Source organism: Cyanobium sp. Aljojuca 7D2, from assembly GCF_024346415.1.
Classification (GTDB): domain Bacteria; phylum Cyanobacteriota; class Cyanobacteriia; order PCC-6307; family Cyanobiaceae; genus Cyanobium_A.
In genome coordinates this window covers 77478-92052 of sequence record NZ_JAGQCX010000009.1, presented here as the reverse complement: position 1 = coordinate 92052, position 14575 = coordinate 77478, and the positions used below count along the sequence as shown (strand labels likewise).

Here is a 14575-nt window from a genome sequence, read left to right as displayed (position 1 = left end):
GTGCCGCACACCCGCCCTAGATTTGGTCATCTAGGTGGTCAATGGTCATGGTGCAGGTATCGGTGGCGGAAGCCAAGACCCAGCTCTCCAGCCTGCTGGATGCGGTGGAAGCCGGCGAGGTCGTGGTGATCACCCGCCGCGGCAAGCCCATCGCCGAGCTGGTGCCGCGCTGCAGCGTGCGTGATCTGCTGCCACAGCTGGCAGCCCTGCGAGAAGCCCTGCCAGAGCAGCAAGTCAGCGGCGTGGAGAGCATGCGGCTGCTCCGGGACGAATCTCGCCCCTGATGCTCTACCTCGACACCTGTGTGCTGCTGGCAGTGCTGATGCCGGAAGTGCACTCCGCCGCCGCGGTGGCATTTCTAGAGGCGGCCAGGGCACCGTTGGCGATCAGCTCTTGGAGTGTCACCGAGCTCCATTCCGCCCTTGGCCTCAAGGTGCGAACCAAGGCCCTGAGCCAGGCGCAAGCCGAGTCGGTGCTGCAGGGTTTTGAGCGCAGCCTGGCGCCGGGCCTGCTGGTGTTGGAACTTGAGCCGCAGGACTTCCGCAATGCCAACGCCTGCCTACGCGGCTGGAGCACGTCCCTGCGAGCGGCCGATGCCCTGCACCTGGCCATCGCCAGCGGCCGTGGTGCCACCCTCTGCAGTCTGGATGCTCCGTTTGTGGCGGCGGCCCAACAGCTGGGCCAGGAGGCTGAACTCCTGGGGGCAGGCGGCAAGCCGGGCAGGGGTTAAGTGCTGCGCTGCCGAGCGCCCCAAACGTGTCTGGCCCAGCCGGGTTTGTAGCCGCGCTCCTGCTCCCGCTCCAGCAGCTCCTCGAAGGTCCGGCAGCCAGCTGCCGGGTGCGTGCGCCGGGGCCTCTGCTGCAGGTTGTGTTTGGGCCGGTGGCGCGCGGCGCCCGTGACTTCAACCAGTTCGCCTTCCAGTTGCTGGATCCCGCGCCGCTGCTCATCGCGTTCCTCGGTCAGGAACAGGTGGCCGCAGTCCGGGCAGACCTGCACAGCACTGGGGCAGCTGCAGAAGCAGAACGGGCAGTCCTTGATCGGAATCGAGACGCCCTCCCTGCGGCGCCGACCAGCCAGGTTCCACTCACGCTCATCGGTGGGCAGGCCGTGGCGATGGGCATTTCCGACGTGATCGAGGATCACTGCTTCCTGCTTCCCAGGTGCGGGACGCAGAGCCCGGCCAACCATCTGCAGGTAGAGCGACAGGCTGGCGGTGGGGCGCATCAGGATCGCGCCGCCGACTGAGGGGATATCGGTGCCCTCGGAAATGATCATGCAGCTGGTGAGCACCTCCAGTTCGCCGGTGCCGAGCCCAGCGATCAGGCGCTTTCGCTCCTCCGCTGGGGTGCCGCCGCTCACCGCGGCGGCGCGAATTCCCGCACGACGAAAGGCGCCGGCCATCTTCTCGGCGTGCTCGATCGTGCAGCAAAAGCAGATGGCCGTGCCCGGGTTCAGACGTCGCTGGTAGTGCGAAACGGCATCGCCAATGGCGGCCCGATCGCCAAAGGCGCGTGCCGCTTGCTCCAGGTCGTACTCGCCCTTGCGGCGGCGGAGCTTGCTGTTCCTGGCCCCTGGCCAGGAGAACACCTTGGGCCGCGCCAGCCAGCCCTGTTCCACCAGCTTGGCCGCGGAGGGCCCCAGCACCAGGGCCTCGAAATAGCCGCCGGCCTCCACGCCGAGCCCTTTGCCGTCGAGGCGTTCCGGGGTGGCGGTCTTGCCGATCAGATGCGCCTCAGGCCAGGCGTTGATGACCCGGCCCCAGACATTGCCGGCCACCAGGTGGTGGGCCTCGTCCTGAATGATCAGATCCGGCGCGGGAAGCAGGTCGAGCCGCCGGACCACGGTCTGCACTGAGCCCACCGCCACCTGGCGGCCCTGCAGCTGGTGGCCTGGGGCGATCACGTCGGGCTCCAGGCCCCAGGCCCGCACGGTGCCGGTGAGCTGGTCAATCAGCTCGGCCCGGTGGGCGAGCACCAGCACCCGCCGGCCCTTGCCGGCCGCGCCCTGCACGATGGCGCCGATGGTCTGGCCCTTGCCCGCGCCGGTGGGCATGACGGCACAGACCCGGCGGTGGATCTTGAGGGCGGCGCGGAGGTCGGCCAGCAGCAGCTGCTGGTAGTCGCGCAGGACGATCGGGGCCATGGGCAAGCGGCAGGCTTTGCGCTGGGGCGTACGTCTCAGCAATGTTCAATTTATCAAGCTTTGCTGGGTGTGCTTAGGCTGTGCTCAGAACTCCAGGCATTTATGGCTTCTTTCGCGCCACCGCTGAGCGTCTCCATCACCGAGGCGCAGTTGGCTTGGCTTGACCAGCGTCGCCTGCATGGTGCCCTCAGTCGCTCGGCGGTACTGCGCCAGGTGATCGATGCCGCGATCGCGGCAGAGCGGGCCGGCGTGGCCAAGCCAGGGCCCGTGCTGGCGGCAGCCGCTGAGCGTCGTTGATCCGCGCCGACACCCATGGCAACCGACGTGATGATTGCGGCCAATGGCCGCTGGAGGGACATCCTCGAGGTGTTGGCAGGACTGCCTGCCGAGCAGCTCAGCAATCGCCACCAGCCTTGTCCTGCCTGCGGGGGACGAGACCGCTACCGCTTTGACGACCGGGACGGCAGTGGCTCCTGGTTCTGCAATCAGTGCGGCGGCAAGGACCACCTGGGTGGAGGCGGAACCGGAATGGACCTGCTGATGCGGGTGCGCCGCTGGAGCTTCCGCCAGGCCTGTGAGGAGGTGGAGCGCTATCTCGGTTTGGAGGCGCTGGGGAATGGCCGGCATCGGCCCCAGCCGGTCTCCAGCGGCAACGGCACCGGAGGCAAGGCCCATGCGGCCAAAGGACTCCCCGGCCATGCCAGTCGGCCCTGGCGTCAGCCCGAGGTGCCGCCTGCTGACGCCGCGCCGCCAGAGCTGGAGCGGGGTGCGATCGCCCAGTGGTGCTATCGCGATGCAGCGGGAAACCAGCTGTTCTGGATCCAGCGGCTCTGCCCTGGCCGCAGCAGGCGCAAGGCTTTTCTGCATCGCGTGTGGCTCGATGGCGGCTGGCACCAGCCCAGCCGCCGCGATCCCTTCTCCTGCGAGTGGCCTGCCCCACGGCCGGTCTACGGCCTGCAGGGCCTGAGCCAACGCCCAGACGCTCAGGTGCTGGTGGTGGAGGGGGAGGGCGCGGCCGATGCCGCTGCCCGTCTGTTCCCCGAACACGTGGTGATCAGCTGGGCCAACGGCACCAACGCCATCGCCAAGACCGACTGGCAACCGCTGGCCCCACTGGGGCTGGCGGGACGGAAGGTGATGCTTTGGCCTGATGCCGACGCGCCCGGCCGCAGGGCGATGGCGCGGCTGGCCGCACTGTTGAGCGAGCAGGGCTGCAGCGTCGCGCTGGTAGACCCTCCGGCCGATCTACCGCAGGGCTGGGATCTGGCCGATGCCGACTGGAGCCCGGCAGAAGCAGCCGACCATCTGCAGCAGTGGCTGCAGCCACTGCTGGCAGGTGAAGGGGACTCGGACGAGGACGCAGAAGCTGATCAGCAGGAGTCCGCTTCCGGTGACCCCCCTGCTGGTGGTGGCGGCGGCGCGCCATTTCAGTGCCTCGGCTACGACGGCGAGGCCAGCTACTACCGCTCGGGGCGCACCGGGCAGGTGCTGCGGTTGAGCCGTTCGGCCCACACCGCCACTCACCTGATTGCCCTGGCGCCGCTGGCCCACTGGGAAACCCTTTACCCCAGCCGCACCGGCGTGAACTGGTCAGCGGTGGCCAGTGACCTCTACGAGCGCTCGATCGCCGCCGGGCTTTTCACGCCCGATCGCATCCGCGGCCGCGGGGCTTGGTGGGACGACGGCCGGCCGCTGCTGCACCTGGGCGATCGGCTCGTCACCCCCGACGGGGAGCACCTGATCACCAGTCCCTTTCGCTCGCGCTACGTCTACCAGCGCATGTCGCGGCTGGATGGGCCCGGCGATGTGGAGCCCCTTTCGGTGCAAGAGGCGGCGGTGATCGTGAGCATCGCCAACCGCTTCCACTGGGACGTGCCCGCCTCCGGCACCCTGCTGGTGGGCTGGGTGGTGCTCGGACCGATCTGCGGTTCGCTGCGCTGGCGGCCCCACGTCTGGCTGACGGGCGGTGCGGGCTCGGGGAAGAGCGCGATCCTCGATCGCTACATCACTCCCTTGCTGGGGGACTTCGCCCTGCTGGTAAGCGGCTCGACCACAGAAGCCGCGCTGCGCCAGTCGATCTGCTCCGACGCCGTGCCGGTGGTGTTTGACGAGGCGGAGAGCAACGAGCGGCCAGATCAGCAGCGGATGCAGGGGATCCTGTCGCTGGCGCGGGTGGCCAGCAGCGAGAGCGGGGCCTCACTGCTCAAGGGCTCACCCAGCGGGGAGGTGAGCCGCTACCGGGTGCGCTCGATGTTCCTGCTCAGCTCGATCGCCACTGCTCTCAAGCAGGGAGCCGACCGCAGCCGCTTTGCCCAGCTCACGCTGCGCAACCCCGCCGAGCTGCCCAAGGGGGACCGGGAGCTGCATTGGGCCTCGCTGGATCGGGACCTGGATCGCCACATCTCCAGTGAGCTGGGCCGGCGTCTGATCGCCCGCACCGTGAGCCTGATCCCGATGATCCGCCAGGCGGAAGGGGTGTTCACCCGGGCGGCGGCGCGGCACTTCGACTCCCAGCGGCTGGGGGATCAGTACGGCACCTTGATGGCCGGGGCCTGGTCGCTGCTCAGCGATGTCGTCCCCACCCAGGAGGAGGCGGAGCAGTGCATCGCCTGCCATGACTGGGAGAGCTACAGCCAGAGCACCGAGCTCAGCGATGAGCAGCGCTGCATCCAGACGATCCTGCAGCACCCGTTGCGGGTGGAATGCCCCGATCGCACTGTCACCCGCACGATCGGCGAGCTGGTGGAGCTTGCTGTCCACCAGGCTCACGACCTGGAGATCAGCGCCGAGCTGGCTGTGCAGGCCCTGGCCCGCCAGGGATTGCGGCTGGAGCCGTCCCATCTGCTGGTGAGCAACACGGCCGAGCCGATCGCCCACATCCTGCGGGAGACCGCCTGGGCCCATGGCTGGGCGGTGGTGCTGTTGCGCCTGGCTGGCGCTCAACGCCGCGGGCCGGTGCGCTTCTGCGGTGCCGGCATGGTCACGCGGGCGGTGGCGATTCCACTGGCGGTTCTCTGAGCTTCAGCGTCACAGCCATGACACCCCGAAACACCCCACCGTTATGCCCAGATCGACTGCAGCGCAGCCGATCCCAGCGGTTGTAATGCTGTAACGCTTTTTGCCGGGGGGAGACACCCTCACACACACATAGACACTCATGCACACCTGCGCAAGGACACACTGCTGCTTGCTAATGCTTCTATTTATAGAAAGAGGGTTACAACGTCACAGGGTCCGCTCAACCCCTGCTCTGGCGCAGGATTTCGGCTGTGACGCCTGCCGTCACAGCCCGTTGCGAGGGAAACGGCCATGCTGACGGCGACCTGGCTGGAACCCATCCCCGGCCTCTGGCGGGATGAGGCAGCGCATCGGTACTGGCTTGGGGATCACCTGTTTCCGGTGTCGATAACGGGGGTGCTGGCCCACGGGCTGAGCGAGACCGCCAAGCGAGCGATCGAGGCCAAGCGGCCGATCTGGGAGCCCCGCGGCACAACGGTGCATGCGGCCCTGGAGCGCTACAGCCAGGCCCGCTTCCTGGTGGGCAAGAGCGCGGCCGAGGCCCTGCTGGAAGCCGAAACCGTGCCGGGCCATCACCCGTATCGGGACTGGATCCTGCCGTTGCTGCAGCTGCCGCTCTGGGATGAGGTGCGGGTGATCGCCAGCGAGCGGCTCACCTGCTGCCTGACACGCAACGTGGCCGGGGCCTTCGATGGGGCGTATGTCTCACCGGCCCTGAGCGAGCGGCGGGGGCATCAGGTGCGGGTGCTCTACGACCTCAAGACCCTCTCGGCCCACGGCCGGCCCTATTCCACCGCCGCCCAGCTGGGCGGCTACATGGTGCTGGAGGCCGCTCAGGGGAACCACTACGAGCTGGGCCAGACGATCTGGAGCAAGCCCGGCGAGGCGTTCATCAGCACCTTCTACAGCCGGGAGCAGTGCCTGGCGGCCTGGGCTGCCGCCTGGAGCCGCTACTGCCTGACCCACAGGCCCTTCTGAGCACAGGGGGAGGACTGGTTAGGAATTAACAGTCCCTGTGATTGCGGCTCTCAGGACAGAGCCCATACAGTGAACCCCTGGCAAGCTTTGGCCTGCTGGCCTCTGAACGCTGTGCTCATGGTGATGCCTGCTGCCCCTGCTGAAGCCGCCCCTGCGCCGTCAGGCGCGCCACGCGGAGCGACGGATGGGGCAGGCGCCATCGATGCGATGCTCGATGCCATCACGGCCCTCAAGGCTCAGCAGAAGCAGCTTGAGCAGCAGATCGAACCGCTGCTGGACGCTCTCAGCGATGCCATGGCGACCGGCCAGCTGGATCCCTCTTTCTCCCACAACGACTGGGCCTTTGCCCACAGCGCCGGCCGGCTGAGCTACGAGTTCCCGCCGGCGGTGCAGCAGATCGAGCAGCAGCTCAAGGCCGTCAAGGACGTGGCGATCCAGCAGGGCAGCGCCACGGAGAAGCGCGGCAAGCCCTTCTGGACCATCCGCCCCCCGAAGACCCAGGACCAACCGTTCTGAGCCGATGCCGCAGCGTGCCCACGCCCTGCCTCCCGCCGATCCGGTGGAGGAGCTGCGCGCTGCGGCCAGCGCGGAGGACGACAACGGCAAGCCGCTGTATGAGCCCACCGATCCGGCCCGGCCGATCGGCCATGCCAATCCACCGCGCCGCCCCAAGGGTTTGGCGTATCAACTGACCCCCAGGCCCTCACGGCTGGAGGTGGAACGGCGCATTGCTCAGGCACAGCTCTGGGTGGCTCAGCGCCTACCTCTGATGCAGATCATTGAAAATGCTCGTGAAAACTGGGGAATCCACAACACCCAGACGGTCAACCGATACCTGAACCTCGCGCGGGAGCGCATGGTTCAGGAGCTGATCTCTGACCGGCGCCGACATCAGGCCGAGCAGATCTTTGCCCTCAATGACTGCGCTCGCCGGGCAATGGATGCGGGCCAGTTCAACGCCGCCGTCGGCGCGTTCCGGGTGATCGCCGAGATCGGCGGGCTGCTGCGCGCGCCGATCAAGGCACCAGACGGGCAGGCGGCAGGGGGCAAAAGCTGATGCCCGGCCTGCTGCTGGATCCGGCATCTGATCTCTGGGCCGATTGGGGCCTGCTGGGTGCCCCCGATCCCTCCCGGCTCTCCGCAGAGCAGGCCGCCCCAGGTCTGTTCCGCGACTTCATCCGCGAGGCCTACCCGAGCTACGCCTTCCACACCTGGGCCGAGCGGCTGATCGCCCTGCTGCAGAGCGTCGCCGATGGCCAGCTCAACCGCCTGATCGTCTGCTGCCCGCCGCGGCTGGGCAAATCACTGCTGGTCTCCAAGCTCTTTCCCGCCTACTGGGTGAGTCGCTACCCAAGCCGCTTCTGCGCCATTGCCTCCTACTCAGCCGAGCTGGCCTACGCCCATAGCCGGGAAGCACGGCACTACATCCGGGCCTGCGGCCATGCCCTCTCCAAGGACTCCACAGCCGTGGGCAACTGGCTCACCCCCGAGCGCGGCGGCTGCATTGCCGCTGGCGTGCGCGGCCCGTTCACCGGCAAGGGCTATGCGCTGGGGATCATCGATGACCCCTACAAGGGTCCAGAGGATGCCAACTCCGCCGGCCAGCGCCAGAAGCTGATCGAGTGGTTCCAATCCGTCTGGCTCACCCGCGCCGAACCCGGGGCCCCACGGGGGCCTTTGCGATGGGGTGTTGCAGGGGAGGGCCAACGGGAGGGCTTGGAAGAAGGCAGGCCGGGGGCTCGATCTGCGGCGCAGGTGGTGGTGCTGACCCGCTGGCACCAGGACGACCTGATCGGCTGGCTGCTGCAGCAGGAAAGCGGCGACGCACCGCAGCACTGGCATGTGCTGAACCTGCCGGCCACCTGTGAGCCGCCCGAGCAGCAGCTCAGCTTCCCGTCCACCTGCACGCTCGAGCCGGACTGGCGCCAACCCGGTGAGCCCCTCTGCCCCGAGCGCTTCCCGCTGACTGAGCTGGAACAGATCAGGATCCGTGCCGGTAGCTACTGGTGGAATGCCCTCTACCAGCAGCGACCTTCCCCAGCGGAGGGTCTGCTGTTCCAGCGGCAGTGGCTGCGCCGCGCCCAGGGCCAGCAGACCGTCTCCCCGTTGGTGCTCAGCTGCGACCTGAGCTTCAAGGGAGGGGAGGGGAACGACTACTGCGGCTTTGTGCTGCTGGGGCTCCACAGCGACTGCAGCAGTTGTCATCCAGCCGCGGACGCCCGGGCCCAGGGCCTGCAGCTGCACCGCTCCGCGGCACTGCTGCCGCCCCCAGCGTCATCCCCTGCGCAAGCGGCAACCGGTCCTGCAGCAGGCGAGGCGGCAGGTGGCGCGATCACCGTGCTGTGGAGCCAGCACCAGCGCCTCGATCTACCGGGGGTGGTGAAGTTCCTCACCCACACCCTGGCTGATCTCAACCAACGGGGCCTGACGCCTGATGCCGTGCTGGTTGAGGACGCCGCCAATGGTCCGGCGGTCTGCCAGCTGCTGCAGCGCCAGATCCCAGGGCTGATCGCAGTGCGGCCTGCCGGCAGCAAGGTGAGCCGGGCCCATGCCGTTGCGCCGCTGCTGGAAGCCGGCCAGCTGGGTTTCCAGGCCGGCAACGACGCCTTAATCACAGAACTGCTGGGGTTCCCCAACGCCGCCCACGACGACCTGGTGGATGCCTTCTGCCAGGGGGTGATCTGGCTGCAGAACCGTCACTGGCGCGGCCAGGGCAAGGCGCCGCCCAGGCCCCTGCTCTTCTCCCGCTGAGGGGGCAGATCCCCCCTTTTGCATCTCCCCACCACCTCTCGCTGCCCTTGCCATGAGCCCTGCTCCGGTCAATCACTGCCCCAGGCCCCAGGAGCGCGCGCCCATGTGCACCATCGCCAGCAGGCGAGCGCATCGCTGCCGTTCGCCCCATGCCGCTGCTGATGCTCTGGTGGTCGAGCACCTGCCCTTTGCTGCTCGCGTGGCGGCCAACTACGCCCGCCGCACTGGCCACCCCAAAGAAGACCTGGAGCAGCTGGCAGCGATCGGGCTGATCAAGGCCTCACGCCGGTACGACAGCCAGCGGGTGAACCGCAGCTGCTCCAACTTCATTGCCTACGCCAGGCCCTACGTGAATGGCGAGATCACCCACTACCTGCGCGACAAAGGGTTTCTGATTTCGGTGCCGGGCCGCTGGCGCGAGCTGCATGCCCGAGGCCAAAAGCTGCTGCGGCAGGGGATAAATCCAGCCCAGGTGCCGCAGCTGCTCGGGCTCACGCCAGAGCGCTGGGCCGAGATCGCAGCGGCCTGCTCGGTGCGGGTGGTGGCGATGGCGATCAGTCAGACAGAAGGAGTCTTGGAGTGATGGCCGCTGCCGAGGGGCCAATAATTTCAATCAGGAAAAGCAGCTCCGTAGATCTCGACAAGTTCATCGTGATAGCCCCAGCCGATGCCGGATGAAGACTGCACGACCTCAGCGAAACGATCCCTGAAGGGCTGCTGCAATTCCTGGGGCAGGACGCAAATGGTCTCAGCAGCCCGGCTGGCCATTGTGATCAAGGCGTTGTAGAAGCCCGCATCAACATCGCCGAACTCCACCGTGAAGGCATTGCCCTGCTCCAGAAAGACCAACATCAGATCTGCTTGGGCGATTGGGTTGGCAACTGCTTTGCAGAAATCGGCAACGACCTTCTTGGCTTTGGCGACTTGCAGTGGACGATTGCGTTGCACATCTGGATACAGACAATCGGCGACAACCACCTTGCACTCATCCATGGCAGCCTCTGCATCCGCGAAGCGGGCATGAAGAAAGGTCTGGTTCTGCTTGGAGAGTCGATAGAGCTCAGCAACAAGACTGAGCAGTTCGTCGTGGCTGAGCTTGATAACCGCTGATTTAACGGCTGACCATGTCTGCTTAGGCATCTTGAGGCTAGTCGAGACTTAAATATGGTTGCCATACTGCCGGTGGGTGGGAAAGAATTCTGCATCTAGTCGGAACTTGTCAATTCCTGTCCACTCGAGTGGCGCGTTAGAAGGGCCCGCTCAACAGACAAACATCGCAGACTCTGGCTGGCCTAGTTGAACTCAGGCCACCTCAGCCTTCTCCTGAACACCGGCGCTGAGCTTCAACCCAAGCGCAGCGATCACCTTGAGCACAGTGTCAAAACTAGGGCTGCGATCACCAGATAGCGCCTTGTACAGGCTTTCGCGTGAGAGCCCTGTTTGGCGTGCAATCTGTGTCATGCCCTGGGCACGGGCTATATCGCCAAGAGCCTTGGCAATGAAGGCCGCATCGCCATCAGCTTCTTCAATGCATGCCTCGAGGTAGGCCGCCATTTCGTCGGGGGTTCTGAGTGTCTCAGCGACGTCGTAAGGCAGGGTCTTGATCTCCATCAACCGTTCTCCTTGATCTGGCGAGCCAGCGACAGTGCTTCATCAATGTCTCGTGGTTGAGATGCCTTGTCGCCACCGGCCAAGAGAATGATCAATGTGGAGCCCTTCTGCTGGAAATAAACCCTGTATCCAGGGCCGTAGTTGATCCGTAATTCAGAGACGCCACTTCCAACAGGCCTGATGTCACCAGGATTGCCGCCAATGAGACGCTCAATCCTGGCTTGCACACGCGCCCTAGCCCTGAGATCACGCAGATCCTCGAGCCATCGAGCGAACCGCTCTGTCTGCCGAACTTCAACCACAGACCCACTGTAGCCGTGTGGCTACGCATCGGCAAGCGGCTAGGCCGCTGCAAGTCCCCTCCTGCCTGTTCCTTCAAGCGCTGAATGGTCGAGTCCGATAACCACCTGTTCAGCCGGATACACGATCACAGCAGCCGCTCCAGCAAAACCACCCTGGCCGATGGTGCATTGCAGCCGCCGGCAATAGCCAGCAGCTGCTGATCTTTTTTGCTGTCGCTGGCCACTGGTCCAATCCCCTGGCTCCTGCATCCATCCCTGGCGGCGCTGCTGCCCCGCCTCGAGCTGGTGGCCGACTGCTGGCACCTGCTGGCTGACCCCAGTGGCTCAGATCGCAGGGAGCACTACCTGAGCCGCGGCGAGCGCGAACCCGAGAGTGCCTACCGCCGCCGGCTGGAGGCCGCCCTGCCCTCGGGCTTCTTCCGCGATGCACTGCGCACCTTTGCCGGGATGCTGGCTTCCAGCCACTGGCGTGAACTGCCCCCGTCGCTGCAGGCGGTAATCAGCGATGTGGATGGATGCGGCACCGACCTGGGGGTGTTCCTGGAAGCTGCTGATCTGGCGGTGCTGCGTGACGGCGCGGCCTTGGTCGGGGTAATCCCCCCCGGCCATAGCTGGCCCAGCGAGGGCGATAGGCAGCAGGCCCTGCGCAATGGCGATCGGAACTCCTTGCCTCGCTTGCTGCTGCTGGAGCGGGGTGACGTTCTCAACTGGCACCTGCCGGCTAACCACGCCCTGCCTGATGCGATCACCTGGCGGGAGCGTCTGCCCAATCCGCCCGTTGGAGCACCTGATGCCTGCCTGGAAGCCTCAGGTGGCTATCGCAAAGGGATGTCTCCCCATCTCTGGCATTACCGCACGGTGGCGCTGGAGCCCGGCGTGGGCATGCAACTCACCTCAGAGGAGCTGGTCCCAGATCGCCAGGCCCCGTCAGGGTGGAAGCGTCAGGTGATCGAGCAACGCCAGTATCTGGGCCTCAGCGCACTGCCGGCGATCTGGTACGCCAGCCACGGCTCTGCCTTTGGCAATGGTGAGCTGCCGCACCTGGGGCTGGCGCACCAGTACCTGAACCATTTCTGCCGGCAGAGCGACTACCAGGAGCTGCTGTATCGGACAGCGCTGCCCGTTGGGGTGCGCACCGGAGTGCTGGGTCCGATGGGTGGGACCGGCTCTGCCGGTGAACCAGTGGTGCTGGGTCCCAACAGCGTGATCGACCTGCCGGAGGGGGCCAGCTTCCAGTTCGTGGAGATCCAGGCCCGTTCGCTGGCGGAGCACCGCGCCTGGCTCGAATCGCTGGATCAGGGCATGCGCCGTGATGCCCTGATCCCCTCCGGCGCCCAGGGTGCACCGCGCACCGCCACTGAGATCTCCCTGGCGGCATCCCAGGCCTATGCGCTGCTGCAGAGCCAGGCGATCCAAAAGGCGTCGATGTTTTCTTCCCTGCTGGAGCACTGGTGCACCCTCACCGGTGAAGCCCTGCCGCAGCGCGATGGTCCGGCGCTGCTGGTGGAGATCAGCCCGCTGGCACCGGCCCCCAAGCCGCAACCGACCGTGGCCGAGATGCTGCAGCTGCAGGAGCGGGGAATCATCAGCGAGCAGGCCCTGCGGCAATGGCTGGGGGATCTGGCCGGCATCGCACCGGCAACGACATGACGCAGATGCAGTCAGGACTCCCGAGTGCACCCATCGGTGCGACCACCTGGAAACCGAGCGACCAGGAAGCCATCCGGCAGGCCCTGGCCCTACCGGCGACGGTGCCTTGCCTTGATGCCATCGGCCGGGCAATGGCCGATCTGGAGCGTCAGCACCCGGCCGGAGTACTCAGTGCTCGCGCGCTGCTGGATGCGGTGGCCTTGATTGACCAGCAACTCCTGGCCGGTGGACCTGAGCAGGAGCAGGCGATCCAGAAGACCAGCCGCTCTGGCCCCATCGCTGGTTCGGTGGCAGCCGCCGGTGACGCTCCACTGCAAAAGGCGGATGTGATCGCCTACGACACAGCTCTGCTGCGGGAAGAGAGCGAGACCGTTTATGCCACCGCGGCCTCTCCAGCGGCAGCGCTACTGAGTCAGCGCCGGCGCTACAGCGAGCAGCTGCTACTGCTTCTGCCGGGCCTGAGCAGCTGGATGCAATTCAGCATCGCTGCCGCAGGGAAGGCTGGAGCGACAGCCGTGCTGCGGGGCTGATGATCTCCCCCCGCCAGTTCACCAGCGGCAGCCACGTTCGCAATGCCCAGGTCTGGGGGGCAACTCCCTTGCAGCCCTATGCCAATGCCCGCCTGCTGCTGCACCAGAACGCGACCCCTGGTGACACCACCTCGGCGGTGGTGGCCAGCCACGTGCTCGAGTGCTTCCTTGAGCGCGACAACTACATCTCTGCCAAGGAGAACGGCCCTGGGGTGGAGACCGGCGACTTCACCAACCAGGGCACCATCTGCCGGGCCAGCCGACTACCGCCCAACCCTGGTGCGATCTGGCTGAGCAGCGAGCTGGGCTGGCAGCAGAACGGTCGCCGCGTTGCGAGCAACGGTCTCACCGTCGTGGCGCCCTGCGAGGGCTGGATCTGGCTGGGGGATCTGACCCTGCTCAACTCGGCCGGTGATGCGGCGGTGGATCCCTACGCCCAGCACACCCAGTTCAGCGTGCTGGAGTTTGGCGCCAGCTACGGCTCCGGCGGCATCGGGGCCCTGGTGCAGCCGCTGATCGGTGAACGGGTGTTTGGCACGCTCAAGCCGAATCGGCGGGAGTGAGCGGAGATGACGGCTCTCCATCAGCTCTGCATGCCCCCTGGCTCTGCTCAGCACCGATACCGGCCTCAGATGCTTCCAACCAGGCACGGAATTCTGCGCGCTCCTCAGCTGACAGACCCTGAATCGCCACTTGGATGGCCTGGAGGGACAGCACGCTTGGATCCATTGCTGCGGGCATCCTGGGTGTGATCACTCCAGGTCACAACTCAGCTGTGCTGCCTCTGCCGCAAATCAGGTCGATACTGACCGTGTGCAATTGGCTCCATGACCAGCAGCAGCACCCAACCCGCACTCGCTCTTGAGCAGGTCCTCTCCCTCCTGCGAGAGCACCGGAGCGAATGGCGAGAGCGCTACCAATTGCAGCGCATCGGCCTGTTCGGCTCCACAGCTCGTAACCAGGCCACCGCCAGCAGTGATGTGGATGTGTGGGTGGAGCTCGACCCGCTCACACCCTTTGCCACGGTGCATCTCAAGCAGGAGCTGGAGCAACTGCTGCAGCGCCCCATCGACCTGGTGCGACTGCGCGAGCGCATGAACCCAGCATTGCGGGCGTCCATCCTCAAAGAAGGCATCAGCGCGTGAGCAGCGAGCTGCTTCTGCTGCTCACGCCACTGCGACAGGCACTTGAGCGGATCGAACGCAAGGCGCTGCCACTACTGAACGATCCAGCGCTACTGGAGCAGGAGGAAGGCCAGGATCTCCTGGACGTGATCTGTATGCAGTTCTTGGCTGCCGGGGAAGCCCTCAAGCGACTGGAAAAGCTCCGGCCGGGACTTCTGGCTGCCAGCTTTCCGGACATCGATTGGAGGGGCGCCATGGGATTTCGCGATGTGATCGCCCATCAGTACTTCGATCTGGATGCCGAGCAGGTGCTGCTGATCTGCCAAGAGGCACTGCCAGGAGTTCTGACTGCCATTCGCTCGCTGGAGACGCTCAGTCAGGAAGGCTCCTGATCCAACAGGCCTCTCCCCTCGGCAACAGGGAATGGCAGCGCCGCGATGGGCTGCCGCTCCCACTGACAGCCGAGACG

General features: G+C 66.2%; 18 protein-coding genes. 14 read left to right on the top strand and 4 right to left on the bottom strand.

All coding sequences use genetic code 11. The features are described from left to right. Nucleotides 1-47 precede the first annotated feature (47 nt). Nucleotides 48-284, top strand: a complete 237-nt coding sequence (locus KBY57_RS10620) for a type II toxin-antitoxin system Phd/YefM family antitoxin (RefSeq protein WP_254995833.1) — start codon at nucleotides 48-50, stop codon at nucleotides 282-284. After that, nucleotides 284-730, top strand: a complete 447-nt coding sequence (locus KBY57_RS10615; protein ID WP_254995831.1) for a type II toxin-antitoxin system VapC family toxin — start codon at nucleotides 284-286, stop codon at nucleotides 728-730. Before KBY57_RS10620 ends, KBY57_RS10615 begins: the two co-directional genes overlap by 1 nt. Here KBY57_RS10615 and KBY57_RS10610 read toward each other — a convergent pair. After that, on the bottom strand, nucleotides 727-2142 hold the full coding sequence (locus KBY57_RS10610; protein ID WP_254995830.1) for a DEAD/DEAH box helicase: 1416 nt from the start codon (nucleotides 2140-2142) through the stop codon (nucleotides 727-729). The two genes, KBY57_RS10615 and KBY57_RS10610, sit on opposite strands and share 4 nt — an antisense overlap. Nucleotides 2143-2244: 102 nt before the next feature. On the opposite strand from KBY57_RS10610, the gene KBY57_RS10605 reads away from it, so the two are divergent. The 7 genes from KBY57_RS10605 (at nucleotide 2245) to KBY57_RS10575 (ending at nucleotide 9472) form a co-directional block, all read left to right on the top strand. Then, a complete protein-coding gene (locus KBY57_RS10605; RefSeq protein WP_254995828.1) occupies nucleotides 2245-2439 on the top strand; it encodes a hypothetical protein in 195 nt (64 codons plus the stop codon). A gap of 15 nt (nucleotides 2440-2454) precedes the next feature. Next, nucleotides 2455-5160 carry a primase-helicase zinc-binding domain-containing protein gene (locus tag KBY57_RS10600; RefSeq protein ID WP_254995827.1) on the top strand — a complete coding sequence of 902 codons (2706 nt, stop codon included), beginning with the start codon at nucleotides 2455-2457 and terminating at the stop codon, nucleotides 5158-5160. A 291-nt stretch (nucleotides 5161-5451) separates the two neighbouring features. Then, nucleotides 5452-6138: a PD-(D/E)XK nuclease family protein gene (locus KBY57_RS10595; protein ID WP_254995826.1), complete on the top strand. Its 687-nt coding sequence runs from the start codon at nucleotides 5452-5454 to the stop codon at nucleotides 6136-6138. Nucleotides 6139-6255: 117 nt separating this feature from the next. Continuing rightward, the gene (locus tag KBY57_RS10590; protein WP_254995825.1) at nucleotides 6256-6654 is read left to right on the top strand and encodes a hypothetical protein; all 399 of its coding nucleotides are present in this window, start codon (nucleotides 6256-6258) and stop codon (nucleotides 6652-6654) included. A 43-nt stretch (nucleotides 6655-6697) separates the two neighbouring features. Continuing rightward, nucleotides 6698-7195 carry a hypothetical protein gene (locus tag KBY57_RS10585; protein WP_254995824.1) on the top strand — a complete coding sequence of 166 codons (498 nt, stop codon included), beginning with the start codon at nucleotides 6698-6700 and terminating at the stop codon, nucleotides 7193-7195. Beyond that, nucleotides 7195-8889 (top strand): terminase, encoded by a 1695-nt coding sequence (locus KBY57_RS10580; protein WP_254995823.1) that lies wholly within the window; start codon nucleotides 7195-7197, stop codon nucleotides 8887-8889. The genes KBY57_RS10585 and KBY57_RS10580 overlap by 1 nt, the downstream gene beginning before the upstream one ends. Nucleotides 8890-9058: 169 nt before the next feature. Then, nucleotides 9059-9472, top strand: coding sequence for a sigma factor (locus KBY57_RS10575; RefSeq protein ID WP_254995821.1), 414 nt, complete (start codon nucleotides 9059-9061; stop codon nucleotides 9470-9472). A gap of 26 nt (nucleotides 9473-9498) precedes the next feature. On the opposite strand, the gene KBY57_RS10570 is transcribed toward KBY57_RS10575, so the two are convergent. From KBY57_RS10570 to KBY57_RS10560, 3 genes are all read right to left on the bottom strand, one after another. Then, nucleotides 9499-10029: a DUF6155 family protein gene (locus KBY57_RS10570; protein WP_254995820.1), complete on the bottom strand. Its 531-nt coding sequence runs from the start codon at nucleotides 10027-10029 to the stop codon at nucleotides 9499-9501. A gap of 162 nt (nucleotides 10030-10191) precedes the next feature. After that, a complete protein-coding gene (locus KBY57_RS10565; protein ID WP_254995819.1) occupies nucleotides 10192-10500 on the bottom strand; it encodes an addiction module antidote protein in 309 nt (102 codons plus the stop codon). Next, on the bottom strand, nucleotides 10500-10802 hold the full coding sequence (locus KBY57_RS10560; protein WP_254995818.1) for a type II toxin-antitoxin system RelE/ParE family toxin: 303 nt from the start codon (nucleotides 10800-10802) through the stop codon (nucleotides 10500-10502). Before KBY57_RS10560 ends, KBY57_RS10565 begins: the two co-directional genes overlap by 1 nt. A gap of 207 nt (nucleotides 10803-11009) precedes the next feature. Here KBY57_RS10560 and KBY57_RS10555 point away from each other — a divergent pair, with 207 nt between their 5' ends. The 5 genes from KBY57_RS10555 (at nucleotide 11010) to KBY57_RS10535 (ending at nucleotide 14498) form a co-directional block, all read left to right on the top strand. After that, entirely contained in the window at nucleotides 11010-12452 is a 1443-nt protein-coding gene (locus KBY57_RS10555) for a DUF4055 domain-containing protein (protein WP_254995817.1), read from the top strand. A gap of 5 nt (nucleotides 12453-12457) precedes the next feature. Beyond that, nucleotides 12458-12982, top strand: a complete 525-nt coding sequence (locus KBY57_RS10550; protein ID WP_254995815.1) for a hypothetical protein — start codon at nucleotides 12458-12460, stop codon at nucleotides 12980-12982. Beyond that, entirely contained in the window at nucleotides 12982-13545 is a 564-nt protein-coding gene (locus tag KBY57_RS10545; protein WP_254995813.1) for a hypothetical protein, read from the top strand. The genes KBY57_RS10550 and KBY57_RS10545 overlap by 1 nt, the downstream gene beginning before the upstream one ends. A 264-nt stretch (nucleotides 13546-13809) precedes the next feature. Beyond that, on the top strand, nucleotides 13810-14127 hold the full coding sequence (locus tag KBY57_RS10540; protein ID WP_254995811.1) for a nucleotidyltransferase family protein: 318 nt from the start codon (nucleotides 13810-13812) through the stop codon (nucleotides 14125-14127). Further along, nucleotides 14124-14498, top strand: coding sequence for a DUF86 domain-containing protein (locus KBY57_RS10535; RefSeq protein ID WP_254995810.1), 375 nt, complete (start codon nucleotides 14124-14126; stop codon nucleotides 14496-14498). Before KBY57_RS10540 ends, KBY57_RS10535 begins: the two co-directional genes overlap by 4 nt. Nucleotides 14499-14575 lie beyond the last annotated feature (77 nt).